15 protein-coding genes and 1 tRNA gene are annotated in these 18,409 nt (G+C 62.3%); 11 read left to right on the top strand and 5 right to left on the bottom strand.

Annotated features, from left to right (window positions below; genetic code table 11):
* Positions 1-32 precede the first annotated feature (32 nt).
* Positions 33-2,294 carry a putative bifunctional diguanylate cyclase/phosphodiesterase gene (locus ACZ92H_RS04565; RefSeq protein WP_131375399.1) on the bottom strand — a complete coding sequence of 754 codons (2,262 nt, stop codon included), beginning with the start codon at positions 2,292-2,294 and terminating at the stop codon, positions 33-35.
* A 352-nt stretch (positions 2,295-2,646) separates the two neighbouring features.
* On the opposite strand from ACZ92H_RS04565, the gene aroC reads away from it, so the two are divergent.
* On the top strand, positions 2,647-3,741 hold the full coding sequence (aroC, locus tag ACZ92H_RS04560) for a chorismate synthase (protein ID WP_131375401.1): 1,095 nt from the start codon (positions 2,647-2,649) through the stop codon (positions 3,739-3,741).
* A 265-nt stretch (positions 3,742-4,006) separates the two neighbouring features.
* On the opposite strand, the gene ACZ92H_RS04555 is transcribed toward aroC, so the two are convergent.
* Positions 4,007-5,503, bottom strand: a complete 1,497-nt coding sequence (locus ACZ92H_RS04555) for an HDOD domain-containing protein (protein ID WP_131375403.1) — start codon at positions 5,501-5,503, stop codon at positions 4,007-4,009.
* Positions 5,500-7,239: a putative bifunctional diguanylate cyclase/phosphodiesterase gene (locus tag ACZ92H_RS04550; protein WP_131375405.1), complete on the bottom strand. Its 1,740-nt coding sequence runs from the start codon at positions 7,237-7,239 to the stop codon at positions 5,500-5,502. Before ACZ92H_RS04550 ends, ACZ92H_RS04555 begins: the two co-directional genes overlap by 4 nt.
* Positions 7,240-7,610: 371 nt before the next feature.
* On the opposite strand from ACZ92H_RS04550, the gene ACZ92H_RS04545 reads away from it, so the two are divergent.
* The 4 genes from ACZ92H_RS04545 (at position 7,611) to ACZ92H_RS04530 (ending at position 10,998) form a co-directional block, all read left to right on the top strand.
* Positions 7,611-9,305: an isovaleryl-CoA dehydrogenase gene (locus tag ACZ92H_RS04545; protein WP_465048474.1), complete on the top strand. Its 1,695-nt coding sequence runs from the start codon at positions 7,611-7,613 to the stop codon at positions 9,303-9,305.
* Positions 9,306-9,459: 154 nt separating this feature from the next.
* Positions 9,460-10,110 (top strand): uracil phosphoribosyltransferase, encoded by a 651-nt coding sequence (upp, locus tag ACZ92H_RS04540; protein WP_010398816.1) that lies wholly within the window; start codon positions 9,460-9,462, stop codon positions 10,108-10,110.
* A 23-nt stretch (positions 10,111-10,133) separates the two neighbouring features.
* Positions 10,134-10,496 carry an Hpt domain-containing protein gene (locus ACZ92H_RS04535; protein WP_131375408.1) on the top strand — a complete coding sequence of 121 codons (363 nt, stop codon included), beginning with the start codon at positions 10,134-10,136 and terminating at the stop codon, positions 10,494-10,496.
* Positions 10,497-10,794: 298 nt separating this feature from the next.
* On the top strand, positions 10,795-10,998 hold the full coding sequence (locus tag ACZ92H_RS04530) for a cold-shock protein (RefSeq protein ID WP_010398811.1): 204 nt from the start codon (positions 10,795-10,797) through the stop codon (positions 10,996-10,998).
* A 459-nt stretch (positions 10,999-11,457) separates the two neighbouring features.
* Here the strand turns inward: ACZ92H_RS04530 and ACZ92H_RS04525 are convergent, their stop codons facing one another.
* Entirely contained in the window at positions 11,458-12,369 is a 912-nt protein-coding gene (locus ACZ92H_RS04525; protein WP_465048473.1) for a LysR family transcriptional regulator, read from the bottom strand.
* 213 nt (positions 12,370-12,582) lie between these two features.
* Here ACZ92H_RS04525 and aceB point away from each other — a divergent pair, with 213 nt between their 5' ends.
* A complete protein-coding gene (gene aceB / locus ACZ92H_RS04520) occupies positions 12,583-14,181 on the top strand; it encodes a malate synthase A (protein WP_465048472.1) in 1,599 nt (532 codons plus the stop codon).
* 98 nt (positions 14,182-14,279) lie between these two features.
* Here the strand turns inward: aceB and gloB are convergent, their stop codons facing one another.
* Positions 14,280-15,089, bottom strand: a complete 810-nt coding sequence (gene gloB / locus ACZ92H_RS04515; protein ID WP_465048471.1) for a hydroxyacylglutathione hydrolase — start codon at positions 15,087-15,089, stop codon at positions 14,280-14,282.
* 19 nt (positions 15,090-15,108) lie between these two features.
* Between gloB and ACZ92H_RS04510 the strand changes: the two genes are divergently transcribed.
* The 5 genes from ACZ92H_RS04510 to ACZ92H_RS04490 all read left to right on the top strand — a co-directional run bounded on the left by ACZ92H_RS04510 (position 15,109) and on the right by ACZ92H_RS04490 (position 18,295).
* On the top strand, positions 15,109-15,885 hold the full coding sequence (locus ACZ92H_RS04510; RefSeq protein WP_465048470.1) for a class I SAM-dependent methyltransferase: 777 nt from the start codon (positions 15,109-15,111) through the stop codon (positions 15,883-15,885).
* On the top strand, positions 15,878-16,315 hold the full coding sequence (gene rnhA / locus ACZ92H_RS04505; protein ID WP_131375418.1) for a ribonuclease HI: 438 nt from the start codon (positions 15,878-15,880) through the stop codon (positions 16,313-16,315). Before ACZ92H_RS04510 ends, rnhA begins: the two co-directional genes overlap by 8 nt.
* Positions 16,316-16,418: 103 nt before the next feature.
* Positions 16,419-17,135 carry a DNA polymerase III subunit epsilon gene (dnaQ, locus tag ACZ92H_RS04500; RefSeq protein WP_131375420.1) on the top strand — a complete coding sequence of 239 codons (717 nt, stop codon included), beginning with the start codon at positions 16,419-16,421 and terminating at the stop codon, positions 17,133-17,135.
* A gap of 81 nt (positions 17,136-17,216) precedes the next feature.
* Positions 17,217-17,291 (top strand) — tRNA-Val (locus tag ACZ92H_RS04495).
* Between the two features lie 125 nt (positions 17,292-17,416).
* Complete coding sequence (locus tag ACZ92H_RS04490; protein WP_465048468.1) at positions 17,417-18,295, top strand: site-specific integrase; 879 nt, start codon at positions 17,417-17,419, stop codon at positions 18,293-18,295.
* Positions 18,296-18,409: the final 114 nt, after the last annotated feature.

Genomic DNA, 18,409 nt, shown 5'->3' with positions numbered 1-18,409 from the left:
CGTTTTGCATTGCAGGCAAGCAGCTCGATAGCCTAGGCCGCGCCCTGCAGCGCCTCATTGTTCAGCCAATTGCCCAGCGCCGTGGCCGTCATGGGGCGGGCGAACAGGAAGCCCTGTGCCATCGGGCAGCCCAGCGCCTGCAGAATCTGCGCCTGGCGTTCGTCTTCCACGCCTTCGGCAATCACGGCCAGGCCCAGGTTGCGGCCCAGCTGGATGACCATCTCGGCGATGCTGCTGCCGCGCGCCGAACCCGTGATTTCCGTTACAAAGGCGCGGTCGATCTTCAGGCGGTCCACTTGCAGGCGCTGCAGGTAGGACAGCGAGGAAAAGCCCGTGCCGAAGTCGTCGATGGCGATGCTCACGCCCGTTTGCTTGATCTGCCACAGCATCTTGATCAGCATGTCCGGCTCTTCCATGGCCATCGATTCCGTGATTTCCAGCTCGATGAATTCGGGCGGCGCCTGCGTCTCTTCCAGCGCCGCGCGCAGCATTTCCAGGAACAGCGGGTGGCGGAACTGCACTTGCGAGACGTTGACGGACATGACGAAATTGCGGTGGCCCTGCTCGCGCAGCTGCACCAGTTCGCGGCAGGCCGTGCGCAGCACCCATTCGCCCAGGTCGATGATGATGCCCGAATACTCTGCGATGGGGATGAAGCGGTCGGGCGAGATGAACTTGCCGTCCGGCGTCTGCCAGCGCAGCAGCGCTTCGGCACCGACAGGGCGGCGCGTGGTCAGGTCGATCTGCGGCTGGTACACGACGAACAGCTGGCCCTGGCTAAAGGCCGTGCGCAGCGCGTGCATCATGCGCACCCGTTCGCGGATTTCGATGCCCATGCTGCGCGAAAAATAGAAGTGGCCGGCGCGCTGCTGGCTTTTTGCCCGTTTCAGGGCGATGTCGGCATCCTTCAGCGCATCGGCGCCCGTGCCCGCGTGCTCGCCCAGGCGCACCAGGCCCAGGGTGGCCGATAGCTGCACATCCTGGCCGTCGATGCAGAACGGTGCCTGGAACAGGGCCAGGATGTTGGCCGGATTGACTTGCGACGAATCGCCCAGCACGCAGAAAATGTCGCCGCCCAGGCGCGCCACCGTCAATTGCGAACCCAGCTGGGTTTGCAGCCGGCCCGCCACGGCGACCAGCAGCAGGTCGCCGAACTGGTGGCCCAGCGCATCGTTGGTTTCGGCAAAGTGGTCGAGGTCGACCAGCGACAGGGTGGCGTCGTCGCGCGCGGGGCCGGCCAGGGTGGCGTCGAGGATTTCCACCAGGCGCGTGCGGTTCGGCAGCTTCGACAGCTGGTCGTAGAAGGCGGCGTTGTGCAGGTGCGACACCAGCTCGACGTTGTCCAGGCCCACGGCGACGTTGCTGCAAAACACTTCCAGCAGGCTTTCGTCGATGGCGGACAGGGGGCGCGGCAGCAGCAGGTAGGCGGCCGCGTCGCGGCTGGCCTTGCCGGCGAAGTACAGGGTGGCGTAGTCGTGCGCGTACACATTGCGCCGCTGCGCCAGCGTATGCTCGATGGACGCCATCACCCGGGGATTCTGCAGGCCGCACAGGGCGCTGTGCGGCAAGCCGGAAAAGCTGCCCGTGCAGGCCGAGACGAGCAGCTCCTTGCCGCCATTGTCGAGCATCTCCTGCACGCACAGCACGCCGTCGGCGCGGATGCCCAGCAGGTCGGCGATCTGCGCCAGCACGCCGGCCGAGAAATTCTGCACGCCGTGCAGCGCCATCAGCTGCGTGCTGGCGTGGACGATCTGGTCCAGGCCGCGCCGGCTGCTGCTGATCGAGCGGATCTGTTCGTAGGAGCGGATGGCCGCCGTCACGGTGGTAAACAGCTTGATGCGCGTCAGTTCGGACTTGGTCTTGTAATCGTTGATGTCGAAGTCGCGGATGGCGTCGATTTCCGGCGCATAGCCGGGCTGGCCCGTGCGCAGGATGATGCGCACGTCCGTCATTTTGAGGGTTTCGCGGATGTAGCGCACTAGGTGCAGGCCCGCGTCGTCCTGTTCCATGACCACGTCGAGCAGGATGACGGCGATGTCGCTTTCATGCTTGAGCAGCTCGCGCGCCTGGCCGGCCGAATAGGCATGCACGAACTCCAGCGGGCGGTGCTGCATTTCCAGGTTGCCCAGCGCGAAAGTGGTGGTGGAGTGGACGTCTTCATCGTCGTCGATGATCATCACCCGCCACACGCTGCGCGGCGCGGCCGCCAGCGGCGCAGCTGGTTGCTCATCGAGGAATACCAGGTCGTCGTGATCGTCCTTGTGGGGGGCAAGGGGGATGATCGGTGCGGGCATGTATAGCTTCTCCAGGATGACTCGATATCAATACGGCGCGGGCTAAATATGGTGTGGCGTTCAGTATTGTGTGCCGCGCTCTGATCCAAGTATATAGCTATTTAATAAGCAAAATGTTTTTTTAAATCTATTCTGTAGGGCAATATTTCTTGCATTGCATGATTGCGACTCGTATTTGGTATTTTTCATACGAAAAAAAACATGGAATTTTAAAATGGCGGGGTGGGGCGGGTGAAAAGTGGCGGCGGGGCGGCGGCACGGGGTAAATATCGGGCGCTGGCGCGGCATTAGCGGCATGGCCTGCCCCGCAGGCTGGTAGAATTGGGTTTTCCAGTCTTTCACACTTCCTACTATGTCCGGCAATTCTTTTGGCAAGCTGTTTACTGTTACCACTTTCGGCGAATCGCATGGCCCGGCCATCGGCTGCGTGATTGATGGCTGTCCGCCGGGGCTGGTCCTGTCGGAAGCCGATATCCAGCCCGAGCTGGACCGCCGCAAGCCGGGCACCTCGCGCCACGTGACGCAGCGCCAGGAATCGGACACTGTCGAGATTCTCTCCGGCGTCTACCAGGGCGTGACGACGGGCACGCCCATCGCGCTGCTGATCCGCAATGAAGACCAGCGCAGCAAGGACTACGGCAATATCGCGGAAAGCTTCCGCCCTGGTCATGCCGACTACACCTACTGGCATAAATACGGCGTGCGCGATCCGCGCGGCGGCGGACGTTCCTCGGCGCGCCTGACGGCGCCCGTGGTGGGCGCGGCGGCGATCGCCAAGAAATGGCTGCTGCAGCAGTACGGCACCACGTTCAAGGGATGCATGAGCCAGCTGGGCGGCATTCCCGTGCCGTTCCAGTCCTGGGAGCACGTGCATGCGAACCCGTTCTTTGCCGCCAGCGGCGATGCGGACCTGATCGCGCGCATGGAAGAAGCCATGGACCAGTTGCGCCGCGACGGCGATTCCATCGGCGCGCGCATCGACGTCATCGCGCAGAACGTGCCCGTCGGCCTGGGCCAGCCCATCTACGACAAGCTGGACGCCGACATCGCCTACGCCATGATGGGCATCAATGCCGTCAAGGGCGTGGAAATCGGCGCCGGCTTCGGCTCGGTGGCGCAAAAGGGGTCCGAGCACGGCGACGAACTGACGCCGGAAGGCTTCATCGGCAATCACGCCGGCGGCGTATTGGGCGGCATCTCGACGGGGCAGGATATCAGCGTCTCGATCGCCATCAAGCCCACATCGTCGATCCGCACGCCGCGCCGCTCGATCGATAAAGAGGGCAATCCCGTGATGGTGGAAACCTTCGGCCGCCACGACCCGTGCGTGGGCATCCGCGCCACGCCGATCGCCGAAGCCATGCTGGCGCTGGTGCTGATCGACCACGCCTTGATGCACCGCGCGCAATGCGGCGATGTGTCGGTTTCGACGCCGAAGTTGAAATGAGCTGAAGGTTGTCGGATGACGGGCCTGCGGCCCTGATCCGACCTGCGCCCCATGCCATGTGTTGCGGTGATGTCGGGTTACGCCATTCTGGCTAACCCGACCTACGCGTCGATGTGGTTTTTCTCATTAGACAACAAAGTTCGCGGCACCTGACAAAACCGTAGCGAGCGGAAGGGAGAGGTGGCTAAGAAGCGCAACCGTACGCTAGTACGGTGAGCATCGCAGGCCGCCTATACCGACGCGCAGTAGGTTTGGTCAGGTGTTCTCATGCTACCTTGTTCGCCACCAGCTCCAGTTGGTGCCGCATCTCCACCGATTGCACCAATAACGCCCGGATATCGTTGATCAGGTTGAATTCCGTCTGGTTCAATTGAATCGGCGGGAAGCTGTCGTCCCAGTCGCCATACAAAAATCCCGTGGGATGGCCGTTGGCCGACAGGGGCAGCACAACGAAGCTGCGCGCTTCCGACAGGGTGGCCTTCCACCATTGCGGGAGCTTGGCGGCAAATTTCGGGTCGCGCGCATTGTCGATGAAGATCACGCGGTCGCTGTTGAGGGCCGCGTGGAAGACGTTCGGTTCATATGCGTCGCCAAACACCATCAGGTCCTGCAGATCGGCCATGCCGTCGCCCATGCTGATGCGCGCCGAATACAAATGATCCTTGTGGTTGCGCACGAACGCCACCGAGCGCGAAAAATCGAAGCCCTGGTGCAGCGTTTCCAGCGCCATCGAAACCATCTGGCCCGGACTGGCGCTGCCGATGGCGCCGCGCAGGTCGGCCAGGCCGCTGATCAAGACCCGGTTGCCCTCGGCGCGCATGCGCGTCGAGGCCAGCTGGCGCGCGCGCCGTTCGGCCGGTTTCGACAGCGGCGCGATCGACAGGTCGGCTGCCGCCATGGCCTTGGCCTTGTCCACGGCCACCACCAGGTCGGTGGCCGTGATGCCCAGCGTGCCCGCATAGTCGTCGATCAGCGCGTGCACTTGCGCCGCGCCGGCCGCATCGTCGTGCCACAGCGAGTCGGCGCAGCGCGCCGCCATGGTCGACAGGCCCGCCATCCAGTCGGCGCCGCTGACGGGCGCGTTGTCCGGCGACGGGTCCATCGGACGCATGCCGTTGATCAGGTGCTGCGGCAAGCCCCAGTGCGCGGCCGTGGCATAGCCCACTTCCGGCAGCGACAGGCCGAGGATTTCGCGCGCGGCGGCCGCCTCGTTGCCCGGGCCGGCGTGCGCCTGCATGCGCGCCCAGAAATCCGTCATGTAGAACGTCACCATCATGCGGCCCAGCGTATGCAGCATGGAGCAGACCACGGCCTGTTCCGCCTGCAGGCTGCCGGCGCTGGTGGCCACTTGCTGCGCCACCATCCCGGCCAGCACGGCTTTTTCCATTTCCACGTGGGCGCTGACGGAGTCGGGCGAGGCTTGCGACAGTTCCTCGATCAGCTTCAGTCCCAGCGCCAGGTGGCCGATGGCGTCGATGCCCAGCACCAGCACGGCTTTCGATACCGTGTTGACGCGCTGGCCGAAGGCCGAGTACATGCCGCTGTTGGCCAGCCGCAGCACCTTGTGCGTGAGGACAGGGTCCGACAGCACCGTTTGCGTGATGTCGAATTCGTGGTCGTCCTCGCCGCGCATGGCGCCGAGGATGGCGCTGATGGCCTTGGCGAAGCCGGGCATGTCGCCCTGCTGGCGCGTGCGCGCCCACAGCAGGTCCAGGGTATTTTTGCCGAGCTGTGTCGGCGCCGTGAAATGACCTGGATTCATTGCACACCTCCGCGCAGCTCATGGGCAGACGGCGTGGGCACCAGCGCCGCATAGGTTTTTTCGCTCAAGGCCGATAGCGCGGCGTGGGCCGGCATCGGTTTTCCCGTCAGATAGCCTTGTACATAATGACAGCCGCGCGACTCGATGAAATGCATCTGCTCTTCCGTTTCCACGCCTTCGGCCACCACCGACAGATTCAAGTGCTTGGCCAGGTCGAGGATGGTATTGCAGATGGCCGCATCCTTGCTCGATGCGGGCAAATCCTTGATGAAGGTGCGGTCGATCTTCAGCACGGAAATGGGAAAGCGCTTCAGGTAGGCCAGCGAGGAATAGCCGGTGCCGAAATCGTCGATGGCGATGCGCGCGCGGCGTTCCGTCATCTTGCCGAGGATGGTTTCCGCATGCACGGGGTCGATCATCAGCGTGCCTTCCGTGATTTCCAGCACCAGGTGTTCGCCCGACAGGCCTGAAAAAGCGATGGCGTCGTCCAGCACGTCGAGGAATTTGTCGTTGCGGAACTGGCGCGGGCTGATATTGACGGAGATGTACAGCGGCCGCCTGGCCACGTCCTGGAACTGCTTGAGCTGCACGCAGGCCGCCTTCAGCGCCCAGGCGCCCAGCAGATTGATCAGGCCATTCGCCTCGGCGATGGGGATGAAGCGCACGGGCGGCACCAGTCCCAGGGTCGGATGCTTCCAGCGCATCAGGGTTTCAAAACCCTGGATCTGGCGCGTGCGGGCGTCGACGATGGGCTGGTAGAAAAGTAAAAATTCGCCTTCGCGCACGGCGTGGAACATGGCCGCTTCCAGCGAGATATCGTGCTCCGACGGGCCGTTCAGGCGCGGGCTGTACACCAGGCAGCGGGCCTTGCCCGTTTCCTTGGCGCGCGACATGGCCGCATCGGCCAGCGCCACCAGGCGCACTTCGTCTTCCGCGTGCAGCGGATAGATCGAGACGCCGACGGATGCGCCCACGTAGATCGTGTGGCCGTCGACTTCGAACGGCGCCTGCAGGGTGGCCAGCAGGCGGCCCGTCACCAGCTTGATCTGCGCGTCGGTGGCGCTGCCAGGCAGCACGGCGACGAATTCATCGCCGCCCACGCGCGCCAGGGTGTCGCTGTCGCGCAAGGTCTTGCGCAGGCGCGCCGCGGCCAGGCGCAGCACGGCGTCGCCGACGGGGTGGCCCAGGCCGTCGTTGACTTTTTTAAAGCCATCGAGGCCGATGGTAGCCACGGAAAAGCCCTGGCCCGAGCGCGCGGCCTGGGCGATCACCATGCGGATGCGGTCCGACAGCAGCAATCGGTTCGGCAGGCCGGTCAGCGCATCGTGCGTGGCCATGTGGCGCAGGCGTTCTTCCGTGTTGTGCTGGGCCGATGTATCGCGGCCGACCACCAGCAGCTCGGCGATGCCGGCCGCGCTCATATAGGAAGACAGGCGCAGTTCGAACCAGATTTCCTGGTCCGGCGTTTGCAGGCGCACCTCCAGGCGGCCCGGTTCTTCCAGGGCGTCTTCGAGCGCCGCTTGCAGCGCCGCGCGCGACGCTTCGGCCGCCAGCGGCAGCAGCAAATGGCCGGACAGGCCGTTGGGGGCGCCGAACAGGGTGGCCGCGCGCTTGCTGGCAAACAGGATCAGGCCGTCCGCATCGAGACGGAACACGACGTCGCCAGCCTCTTCCATGAGGTTGTCCAGCTCGTGGCGAGCTTCGCGGTGGGCGGCGGATGGGGTACTGGAAAACATCGTGCTGGCTTTTACCTTTTTTTTATCAGTGCTGGCGCCCGCTGCAGGGCAGGGCGCCAACGAAAAATGCATCGTGCTGTTTGCCCCTGCCGGGCAGAGGGTCGCTATCACTACGCGATCCACACGAAATGTATCATTGAAAAGCACCCGATTACATGAAATAGAGCAACATTGCTTCAGGTTTTGTAAATATTCCTGCCTTGCATGAAAAAAATCAGCCTGCTTTTGTGCTGGCCGATTTTTATCCTGCCGGGCGCCGCCGTGGCGCGCTTGCCCCGCCGGCGTGTTTGCGCTAGTCTGGCTCACGGACGATGTGGACGGTGCGCCAGTTGCGACAAGGGCGCCATGATAACAAATCGCGGGAGATGCCCATGAATGCCTTTGACACGCATGAAGTTTTCAACCAGGCGACGCCGTTTGAAAACGTCAATCTGTTTGCCTGCGACCCTGCCCTGATCGAGGCCCTGCTGCGGGAAGGGGGCGGCGCGGCGCTGCAGGAACTCGATGCGCTGGGCGAGCAACTGGGGCAGGCCGCGACCTACGCGCTGGCGCGCGAGGCGAACCGGCACGGGCCGGAACTGCAGCAGTTCGACCGCGCCGGCCGGCGCATCGATGAGGTGCTGTTCCACCCCGCCTGGCATGAATTGATGGCCATCCTCGTCGGCGCCGGCGCGCACGCTGCGCCATGGGCAGCGCCTGGCCCCGGCGCCCAGGTGGCGCGCGCGGCCGCCTATCTATTGGTGGGGCAGGTGGAAAACGGTGCGCAATGTCCCGTGACGATGACGTATGCCTCGGTGCCGGCGCTGCGCCAGGCCGTTGAGCTGCCGCAGATCGCCGCGCGCTGGCTGCCGAAAATCCTTGCGCGCGAATACGATCCCCGCTCCTTGCCGGTGGAACAGAAACGCGGGGCCCTGGTCGGCATGGGCATGACGGAAAAGCAGGGCGGCTCCGATGTGCGCAGCAATACCACGCGGGCGGCACAAGTGCCGCCGGCCGAGGCGCGCACCTTGTTTGGCGACCAGGCGGACGGCGCCTGGCGCATCGTCGGCCACAAATGGTTTTTCTCGGCGCCGCAAAGCGATGCCCATTTGATCCTGGCGCAGGCGGACGAAGGGGGCGGCAGTGCAGGCCTGTCGTTTTTTTTCGTGCCCCGTTTCCTGCCCGACGGCAGCCGCAATGCCATCCGCGTGCAGCGCCTGAAAGACAAGCTGGGCAACCGCTCGAACGCGTCATCGGAAGTGGAGTTCGCCAACGCGTATGGCTGGCTGGTAGGGCAGCCGGGGCGGGGCATTCCCACCATTCTGGAAATGGCCAGCCACACGCGCCTCGATTGCGTGCTGGGCAGCGCCGGCATCATGCGCGCGGCCCTGACGCAGGCGCTGCACCATGCGCGCCTGCGGGCCGTGTTCGGCAAGCCGCTGGTAACGCAGCCGCTGATGCAGAACGTGCTGGCCGACCTGGCGCTGGAATCGGAGGCGGCCACGGCGTTCGCCTTGCGCCTGGCCCGCTGCTTCGATGAAAAGGATGATCCGCAGCAAGCCATGCTGGCCCGCGTGCTGACGCCGGCCGGCAAATACTGGATCTGCAAGCGCGGTCCCGGTTTCGGCGCCGAGGCCATGGAAGTGCTGGGCGGCACCGGCTACGTGGAAGACGCGCCGCTGGCGCGCCTGTACCGCGAACTGCCCGTCAACTCGATCTGGGAAGGTTCGGGCAATGTGATGTGCCTCGACGTCCTGCGCGCCTTCGGGAAAACGCCCGCCGCGCGCGCGGCGCTGGCGGCCGAACTGGCGCTGGCTGGCGATGCGCACGCCGCCTTTGTCGAGTACCGCGCGCGCCTGCTGGAAGACCTGGACGGACCGCAAGGCGATGAATTTGGTGCAAGGCAATTATCGGAGCGCATCGTGCTGGCCGTGCAGGCCGCTTTGCTGCTGCGCCATGCGCCGCCCTTTGTCGCGCAAGCGTTCCTGCAATCGCGGCTGGTGATGGCGCCTGGCGGGGCGTACGGGCGCTTGCCTGCCGGCACGGATTGCCCGGCCATCCTGGCGCGCGCGCTGCGCGAGTATTGAACTTGCCCGGTGTCGGCATGCAATTATTTCGAAAATTCCGGCCACAGGCGGGCTGCGGGCTGGGATAATGCTGCAATCCATGATTTTATCGACACATCGCGTGCTTGCGGTGCATGCATGCCGCCGCGCTAGATAGCAGAGAAAGAAAAACAACATGAAACAAGATCCACGCTTCCCGAATTTGTTCATTACCGATCATCCTTTGATCCAGCACAAGCTGAGCCACATGCGCGAGCACGATACGTCGACGCGCACTTTCCGTGAATTGCTCAAGGAAATCACCTTGCTGATGGGTTACGAAATCACGCGCGACTTGCCGCTGACCACCCGCGAAATCAAGACGCCGCTGGTCACCATCGACGCGCCCGTCATCGCCGGCAAGAAACTGGCCATCGTGCCCATCTTGCGCGCCGGTATCGGCATGAGCGATGGCCTGCTGAACCTGGTGCCATCGGCGCGCGTGGGGCATATCGGCGTGTACCGCGACCCGGCCACGCACATGCCCGTGGAATACCTGGTGCGCCTGCCGGACTTGAACGAGCGCACCTTCATCCTGTGCGACCCGATGGTGGCGACCGGCAATTCGGCCGTGTATGCCGTCGACGTGCTGAAGAAGCGCGGCGTGACGGACGAACAGATCATCTTCCTGGCCCTGGTGGCGGCACCGGAAGGCGTGACCGTCTTCCAGAACGCGCATCCGAACGTCAAGATGTTCTGCGCCTCCCTCGATTCGCACCTCGATGACCACGCCTACATCGTGCCTGGCCTGGGCGACGCGGGCGACCGTATCTTCGGCACCAAGTAAGCACCATCACGGCGACCACTGTAATGGCAACCTTGATCGATCCGGATTTTCGCGCCCGTCTGCGCGCCTTGAACGACAAATATGCGGCTGGCGTGCCGGCCCTGATGCAGGCCATCGCGCAGGCGCAGGCCCGCTGCGACAACGAAGGCCCGCGCCTGGAGCCGCTGACGGACTTGCACCGGGCCCTGCACGCGGTGGCCGGTTCGGCTGCCACCTTCGGCTTCGCCGCGCTGGGCCAGGAATGCCGGCGCATCGAGCAACTGGTGCGCACCTTGCTCAATGAGCCGGGCCAGGTACTGGCCGAATGGCCGGGCGTGAGCGCGCAGGTGGGAACGCTGTTGCGCTGGGCAGAGCGCAATGCGGCCGCTACCCACTTCAGCGTTTGAGTGACAGTAATGCGCTGGTGTGGTTGCAATGATTCATTTGATGCAACGCAAAGCCGTGCCATCGCAGATTAGGATATAGTGTCTCCATGCCGCTGGTACAGGGCGCCGCAAGACGGGGATTTGGCTATCAAAGTAGTGTTCGCAAGTTTATTTTGCGAAAGAATGGTTTTTCTCAGTTTTGTTGGTATAATTGGGCATCGTTGGATTCGAGGTAGTTGTGCAGTTTGTCTGTCATTTCTTTCTTGCTTCAAACGATATAACGGGCGCAAGCCCAACTTAACTGAAATAGGAAATTGTAATGGCAACTGGCATCGTAAAATGGTTCAATGATTCGAAGGGTTTCGGCTTTATTACCCCTGACGAAGGCGGCGAAGATCTGTTCGCTCACTTCTCGGCTATCCAGTCGAACGGCTTCAAGTCCCTGCAAGAGAACCAACGCGTTTCTTTTGAAGTGACCGCTGGCCCTAAAGGCAAGCAAGCTTCGAACATTCAGCCAATCTAATACGCTGGATCAAACGAAATAAAGAAATCCTCGGTCTCCGAGGATTTTTTTTTCGCCCAAATTTCCTTGAGGCCTGGGGTTTGGATGCTTCGCGGGGAGCCGTGCGCGGCCAATTGTCGGGTAACTGCGCCGCAGCGCCGGTCAGGCCGGCCTGGCGCTTGCCCGTAAGCCGGCCTGTCCGCATTTCCCTGTCGCCATGGGGCTGTGAAGTCTCGGCTTGGGCTGCGCCAAGCGGACCTGTGCTGCGACGCTACTTCCCCCCATGCCGCCCGGCGGTGTTTGGCCACGTGCGTCCGCTGAAGCGGGAGCTGGAACGTCGCCGCGCCCAATCACGCCGTAGCGAGCGGCAGTGATTGGTGGCCGAGAAACGCAACCGTATTCGGTGCGGGGCCGCCGAGGCGGTGAGCGTCGCCGGGCGCACAGCGCGACGGGCGGCAGGTGTGACCTGATCGGGCGCGATCAGAAAGCCCGTTCGCGCCAGTAATCGGGCTGCGCGTACGCATGCCTTAAAAAATCCACGAACGCCCGTATGCGCAGCGGCAAGTGCCGGCGCTGGGCAAACACGGCATAAATATCGTTGCCTGGCGCCGCAAACTGGTCCAGCACCGTCACCAATTGCCCCGATTCGATTTCCGCGCCCACTTCCCACATCGAGCGCCAAGCCAGGCCTTTGCCTGCCAGGGCCCAGTCGTGCAGCACTTCGCCATCGTTGCAAACCATATTGCCCGTCACTTTCAGGGTCACGTTCTTGCCGTTTTCGCGGAACGTCCAGCCCCGCTGGCTGCCTTCGCTGCTGATGGCCAGGCAATTGTGTTTCGCCAGGTCGGCCAGGATGCGGGGCGTGCCCGCCCGCTTCAAGTAGGCGGGCGAACCGACCAGCACGCGCTGGTTATCGGCCAGCTTGGTGCTGACCAGTGACGAGTCCGACAGGCTGGCGATGCGGATGGCCACGTCGATGCCTTCGCCGATCAGGTCGACGAGGCGGTCGCTCAGGTTCAGCGACACCGTCACGTCGCGGTGTTCGGCCACGAACGAGGGGATCAGGGGCGCCACGTGCTGGCGGCCGAAGCCGGCCGGTGCAGAAATGAGCAAATGGCCGCTGGCCTTCACGCTGCGTTCGGCGACGGCCGATTCCGCTTCTTCCAGCTCGCCCAGGATGCGCTGGCAATCTTCCAGGAACGCGGCGCCTTCATTCGTCAGGGCCAGCTTGCGCGTCGTGCGCTGGAGTAATTTCACGCCCAGGCGCTGCTCCAGCGCATCGAGGCGGCGGCCGATCATGGCTGGTGCGATGCCTTCGGCGCGCGCCGCGGCCGACAGGCTGCCTTTGGCCACCACTTCCACGAAGGTCGATATTTGTCTGAACTGGCCCATGGCATGCTCCCGTCGCGCACTCACTTGTGATAAAAACGCATAGATGAAGTGATTATTAGTCTCGTTTCCATGCTTTATAGTGCAATACTATAGGACAAACGCGCCGCCTGGCAGAGTGTTTTTTGTCCCCGCCAGGCCAGTCGCCCTAATCGTTGCCATATACTTGGATCACCAGATTACTTTTGCATATATTTACTAAAAACGGAGAACTTCATGACGCAGAATACGATCGCACTTCCCGAAGGCATGCAAATCACGGGCGAAATCCAGCCCGGCTATGAACAGATTTTGACGCCGGCGGCGCTGGCGCTGGTGGCCAAGCTGACGCGCGCTTTCGAGCCGCGACGCCAGGAGTTGCTGGCCGTGCGCGTGGAACGCGCCAAGCGCCTCGATGCGGGCGAGCGTCCTGATTTCCTGCCGGAAACCGCGCACATCCGCGACGGTGACTGGAAGATCGCGCCGATTCCGAAAGCGCTGGAATGCCGCCGCGTGGAAATCACGGGTCCTGTCGAGCGCAAGATGGTCATCAACGCCTTCAATTCCGGCGCGGACAGCTACATGACGGACTTCGAGGATTCGAACACGCCCAACTGGGACAATCAGCTGACGGGCCAGATCAATATGTTCGATGCCGTGCGCAAGACGATTTCGCTGGAGCAAAATGGCAAGTCGTACAAGCTGAACGACAAGATTGCGACACTCGTCGTGCGTCCGCGCGGCTGGCACCTCGATGAAAAGCACGTGCTGGTCGATGGCAAGCGCATTTCCGGCGGCATTTTCGACTTTGCCCTGTTCATGTTCCATAACGCCAAGGAACAGCTGGCGCGCGGCGCCGGCCCGTATTTCTACCTGCCGAAGATGGAATCGCACCTGGAAGCGCGCCTGTGGAACGATATCTTCGTCATGACGCAGAATGAACTGGGCTTGCCACAGGGCACGATCAAGGCGACCGTGCTGATTGAAACCATTCTGGCGGCCTTTGAAATGGATGAAATCCTGTACGAACTGAAAGAACACAGCTCGGGCTTGAACGCGGGGCGCTGGGATTACATCTTCTCTTGCATCAAGAAATTCAAGCTGGACAAGGATTTCTGCCTAGCCGACCGCGCCAAGGTCACCATGATGGCGCCGTTCATGCGCGCCTACGCCTTGCTGCTGCTGAAAACCTGCCACAAGCGGGGCGCACCGGCCATCGGCGGCATGGCGGCCTTGATCCCGATCAAGAACGATCCGGAAAAGAACGACATCGCCATGGGCGGCGTGCGCAACGACAAGGCGCGCGATGCCACCGATGGCTACGACGGCGGCTGGGTGGCGCACCCGGGCCTGGTGGAGCTGGCCATGGGCGAGTTCACCAAGGTGCTCGGCGACAAGCCGAACCAGATCGACAAGCAGCGTCCCGATATCGACGTCAAGGCGGCGGATTTGCTGAATTTCCAGCCGGAGGCGCCGATCACGGAAGCGGGCTTGCGCTACAACATCAACGTGGGCATCCACTACCTGGGCAGCTGGCTGGCCGGCAATGGTTGCGTGCCTATCCACAACCTGATGGAAGACGCGGCCACGGCCGAAATCAGCCGCTCGCAAGTGTGGCAGTGGATACGCTCGAGCAAGGGCGTGCTGGAAGACGGCCGCAAGGTCACGACCGAGATGGTGCGCGCCATGATTCCGGAAGAGCTGGCCAAGGTGCAGCGCGATGCGCCAGGCGGCAACGGCCCGACGTATGTGCGCGCCGGCCAGATCTTCGAGGAAATGTCGACATCGGAATCGTTCGCCGAGTTCCTGACCTTGCCGCTGTACGAAGAAATCTGATCCTGATCAACTAGGTCGATTAAAAAATCCCGGCGGTGCATGCAAGCATCGGCCGGGATTTTTTGTATGGATGTCTGCAACGCCTTATAAAAACGGCCTCAGAAATTGTTCTTCCACATGCGCAAAGCGGCAAACGCTTCCACGGGCGAGGCGTCGCTGGCCAGCTTGCCTTCCACCTTCAGGCGGTTCAGGATGGCAGGTTCGCGGTAGCGCAGGAAGGGGTTGGTGGCCTTCTCCAGGGCAATGGTCGACGGCACGGTGGACAAGCCTTGCTGGCGTTTTTCCGTGTCGATGGCGACTCTTTCCTGCAGCGCCAGGTTGCCCGGCTCGACGGCGCTGGCGAAGCGCAGGTTGGACAAGGTGTACTCATGCGCGCAGAATACCTGGGTATCATCGGGCAGGGCGGCCAGTTTGCCCAGCGAGTCGGCCATCTGGCCCGGCGTGCCTTCGAACAAACGGCCGCAGCCGCCCGCAAACAGGGTGTCGCCGGAGAACAGCCATGGCGCGTCGCCGTGCTCGGTTCGCTGGCGTACGTAGGCGATATGCCCCTTGGTATGGCCGGGCACGTCGATGACGGTCATCTGCAAGCCCAATTCGGGCACGTAGGCGACATCGCCTTCGGCAAGCGGTTCCGTGATGGCTGTGATAGCCTCATTGCGCGGGCCGAATACGGGCACGGCGAAATGCTGCAACAATTCAGGCACGCCGCCCGTGTGGTCAGCGTGGTGATGCGTGAGTAAAATGGCAGACAAGGTCAGCTGATGCGTCTTGAGCGCATCGAGGATGGCCATGGCGTCGCCCGGGTCGACCACGGCGGCATGGCGGCCGTCGTGGATCAGCCACAGGTAATTGTCGGCAAAGGCGGGCACGGCAAGTACCGATAAAGCGTGTTCAGGGGAATGGGTCATGAGTCAAAGAGAAAACTGAATGGACAGTGTGGCATCCGAAAAATCCATTATAGCGCTTGATGGCTGGCTGCAGACGCCGGCCGGGCTGTACGTGCGTGCCTGGGAGCAGCAATGCCTCGACAGCTTGACCGTCGATATCTTCGGCTTTAATGCCGTGCAGATCGGCTTGCCCCAGCTCGATACGCTGGCTGCCAGCCGCATGCCGAACAAATGGCTGCTCGATTCGCGCCTGCCACCGCGTCCGCCACAGGGCAGCCGCACCACCCTGGTGGCTGCGTTTGACGAGTTGCCGTTCGACTCGCAAAGCCTGGACCTGGTGGTCTTGCCGCATGTGCTTGAATTTGCCGCCGAGCCGCACCAGGTCTTGCGCGAAGTCGAGCGCGTGCTGATTCCGGAAGGGCGCCTGATCGTCTGCGGCTTCAATCCGGCCAGCCTGTGGGGCGCGCGCCAGGGGGTGGGGCGGGTCACGGGCCGCCATTATCTGCCGCAGGCGGGCGAGCTGATCTCTATGCCGCGCATGAAAGACTGGTTAAAATTAATGAACATGGGCGTCAGCCAAAGTCATTTCGGCTGCTACGCGCCCGCCTGCCGCACAGAAAAATGGCTGCGCCGCAACGCCTTCATGGACAGGGCGGGCGCGCGCTGGTGGCCATATCTGGGCGCAGTGTATATAGTGCAGGCGATCAAGCGTGTCAAAGGGATGCGCTTGATCGGTCCGGCGTGGACCAAGAAACCGGCGACGGCGCCCGCAGGCGCACCGGTCACGAATAAAAGGCGGGAACAGCAAGATGGATAAGGTAGAAATTTACGCCGATGGCGCATGCAAGGGCAATCCCGGTACGGGCGGCTGGGGCGCGCTGATGGTAGCCGATGGCGCCAAGAAAGAAATTTACGGCGGCGAACTGAATACGACAAATAACCGCATGGAATTGAAGGCCGTGATCGAAGCCTTGACGGCGCTCAAACGTCCCTGCCAGGTGGTGATGTATACCGATAGCCAGTACGTGCAAAAGGGAATCAGCGAATGGATCCACGGCTGGAAGGCGCGTGGCTGGAAAACGGCGGCCAAGGCCCCCGTCAAAAACGTCGACCTGTGGCAGGCGCTCGATACGGCCCAAGCCGTGCATCAGGTCGAATGGCGCTGGGTGCGTGGCCACAACGGCCACCCGGGCAACGAACGTGCGGATGAGCTGGCCAACCTGGGCGTAGAAACCGTGCGCGCCTGAGAACCAACATTTCCTGCCATGCAGCAGCGGGCAGGGCGTAACCGGAGGGCACAGGTTTGCTATACTGTGCCCTTCGCTTTTTGCTTTTAAGACTGAATCTGCCATGCGTCAAATTGTTCTCGATACTGAAACCACCGGCCTGAACCCGCGCACGGGCGACCGCATCCTGGAGATCGGCGCGGTCGAGCTGAACAACCGCATGCTGACCGGGAACAATTTTCACCATTACATCAATCCCGAGCGCGATTCGGAAGAGGGCGCACTGGCCGTCCACGGATTGACCACCGAGTTCCTCAGCGACAAGCCGAAATTCGCGGAAATCGCCGACGAATTCCGCGCCTACATTGCCGACGCCGAGCTGATCATCCACAACGCCCCCTTCGATATCGGCTTCCTGAATGCGGAATTCAAGCGCCTGAACCTGCCGCCCGTCCACGAGCAGGTGCACGGCGTGATCGACACCCTGGTGCAGGCGAAAGAAATGCATCCCGGCAAACGCAACTCGCTGGACGCCCTGTGCGACCGTTACGGCGTCTCCAACGCCCACCGCAAGCTGCACGGCGCGCTGCTCGACTCCGAACTGCTGGCCGACGTCTACCTGGCCATGACGCGCGGGCAGAACAGCCTGAGCATGGAGGAAGAAGTGGAAGAGGCCGCCGACGGCGCCACCCTGGAAATCGTGCCCCTGGCCGAAGTCATCTTCCAGAGCGCCACGCCCGACGAACTGGCCGCCCACGAAGCCACCATCGCCGGCCTGGACAAGGCCGCCAAAGGCCAGTGCATCTGGAGCGCCGTCACGGCACCGCCAGCGGCTGCCTGAGAAAAATGCCGGCCGCGACAAATTTCCTGCCGCCGGCCCTTGCGAATGCCGCAACACCTATGCGATAATTCGCCTCGCTTCGGGAGGTTAGCTCAGGGGTAGAGCACTGCATTCACACTGCAGGGGTCGCAAGTTCGAAACTTGCACTTCCCACCAAATTTAAGCTTTGAAATCAAGGTCTTGGCGTTCGCCGGCAGGTTTCAAGGCATAGGCAAATGCCGGCTTGATGGTGAAAAATAGGGGAATTCGACAAACGATTCCACCAACGCCAAAGGCCAATCATGGCATCATCCATTCCTCGCGGCATCCGGGTCATCGACTGGAAAAACGCCGACAAAACAAAATCCATACGTTACAGAGTGCGCGTTGAGCGTGGCGACTTCGTTGTCGACCGCTCGTTTGGGCAAGACGAGCTCGAGCGCGCCAAGATATTTTTGGCCGACACCAAGACGCCGCAAGGCAGGCTTCTGATAGCCCAAGGGCGAGACCGCGCGAGCCTGATGGTTTCCGAGATCGAGCGCCTTGCCGCGGAATTCATCATGGAAGGGCGCTGCACGCTTGGCCATGCCATCGACAGCTATCTGCGCGCCTACGTGACCCCATTGATAGATTGCGGCGTAGACAAGGTCCAGCAAACAGCAAAGGCCGCCAGGGCGCGCCTGGAAAGCTGCCGCAACATTGAGATCTCCTACATTAAAAGCGGCTTCGTCGTCCCATCGGGACCTCTTGCGGGCTTGAGGGAGCATGCCAAGGGCTTCGCCAAGCAAAAGATCGGAGATTTCTATATCGACGACCTGACGGAGCAGGAGACAACCGAATACATCGATGTCAGATTGCGGCAGGGCAAGGCGAAGAGCACGGTCAAGCGCGAGATATATGCTCTGCAAGCCGTCGTCAACAAGCTGCGCTTCACGGACAACAAGGCGTGGAAACGCCTCAACGGCCACAATCCCTTTGCAGAAGCAGACAAGGCCAAGGTGAAGGGCGGCGAGCGGCGCCGACGGCGGATCATCTCGCCGGACGAAGAGGAAGCGCTGCTTGCGGAGCTGCGCAAATGCCGGAACAAGGAAATGCCGCTCATTTTTGCCGTCGCCATATCCACGGGCATGAGAAGAGCTGAAATACTTGGCCTGCTATGGTCGCAAATTGTAGTGGTTTAATGTACCTGGACACCAATTTAGGCGAGAATGCTCGCCATGGAGAGGTGTTTGATGAGCAAGCAAAGACGTACGTTTTCCCCTGAGTTCAAACAGCAGGCAGCATGCTTGGTGCTG

The organism is Janthinobacterium foliorum (assembly GCF_978021625.1).
This window is presented reverse-complemented; position numbering and strand designations above follow the sequence as displayed.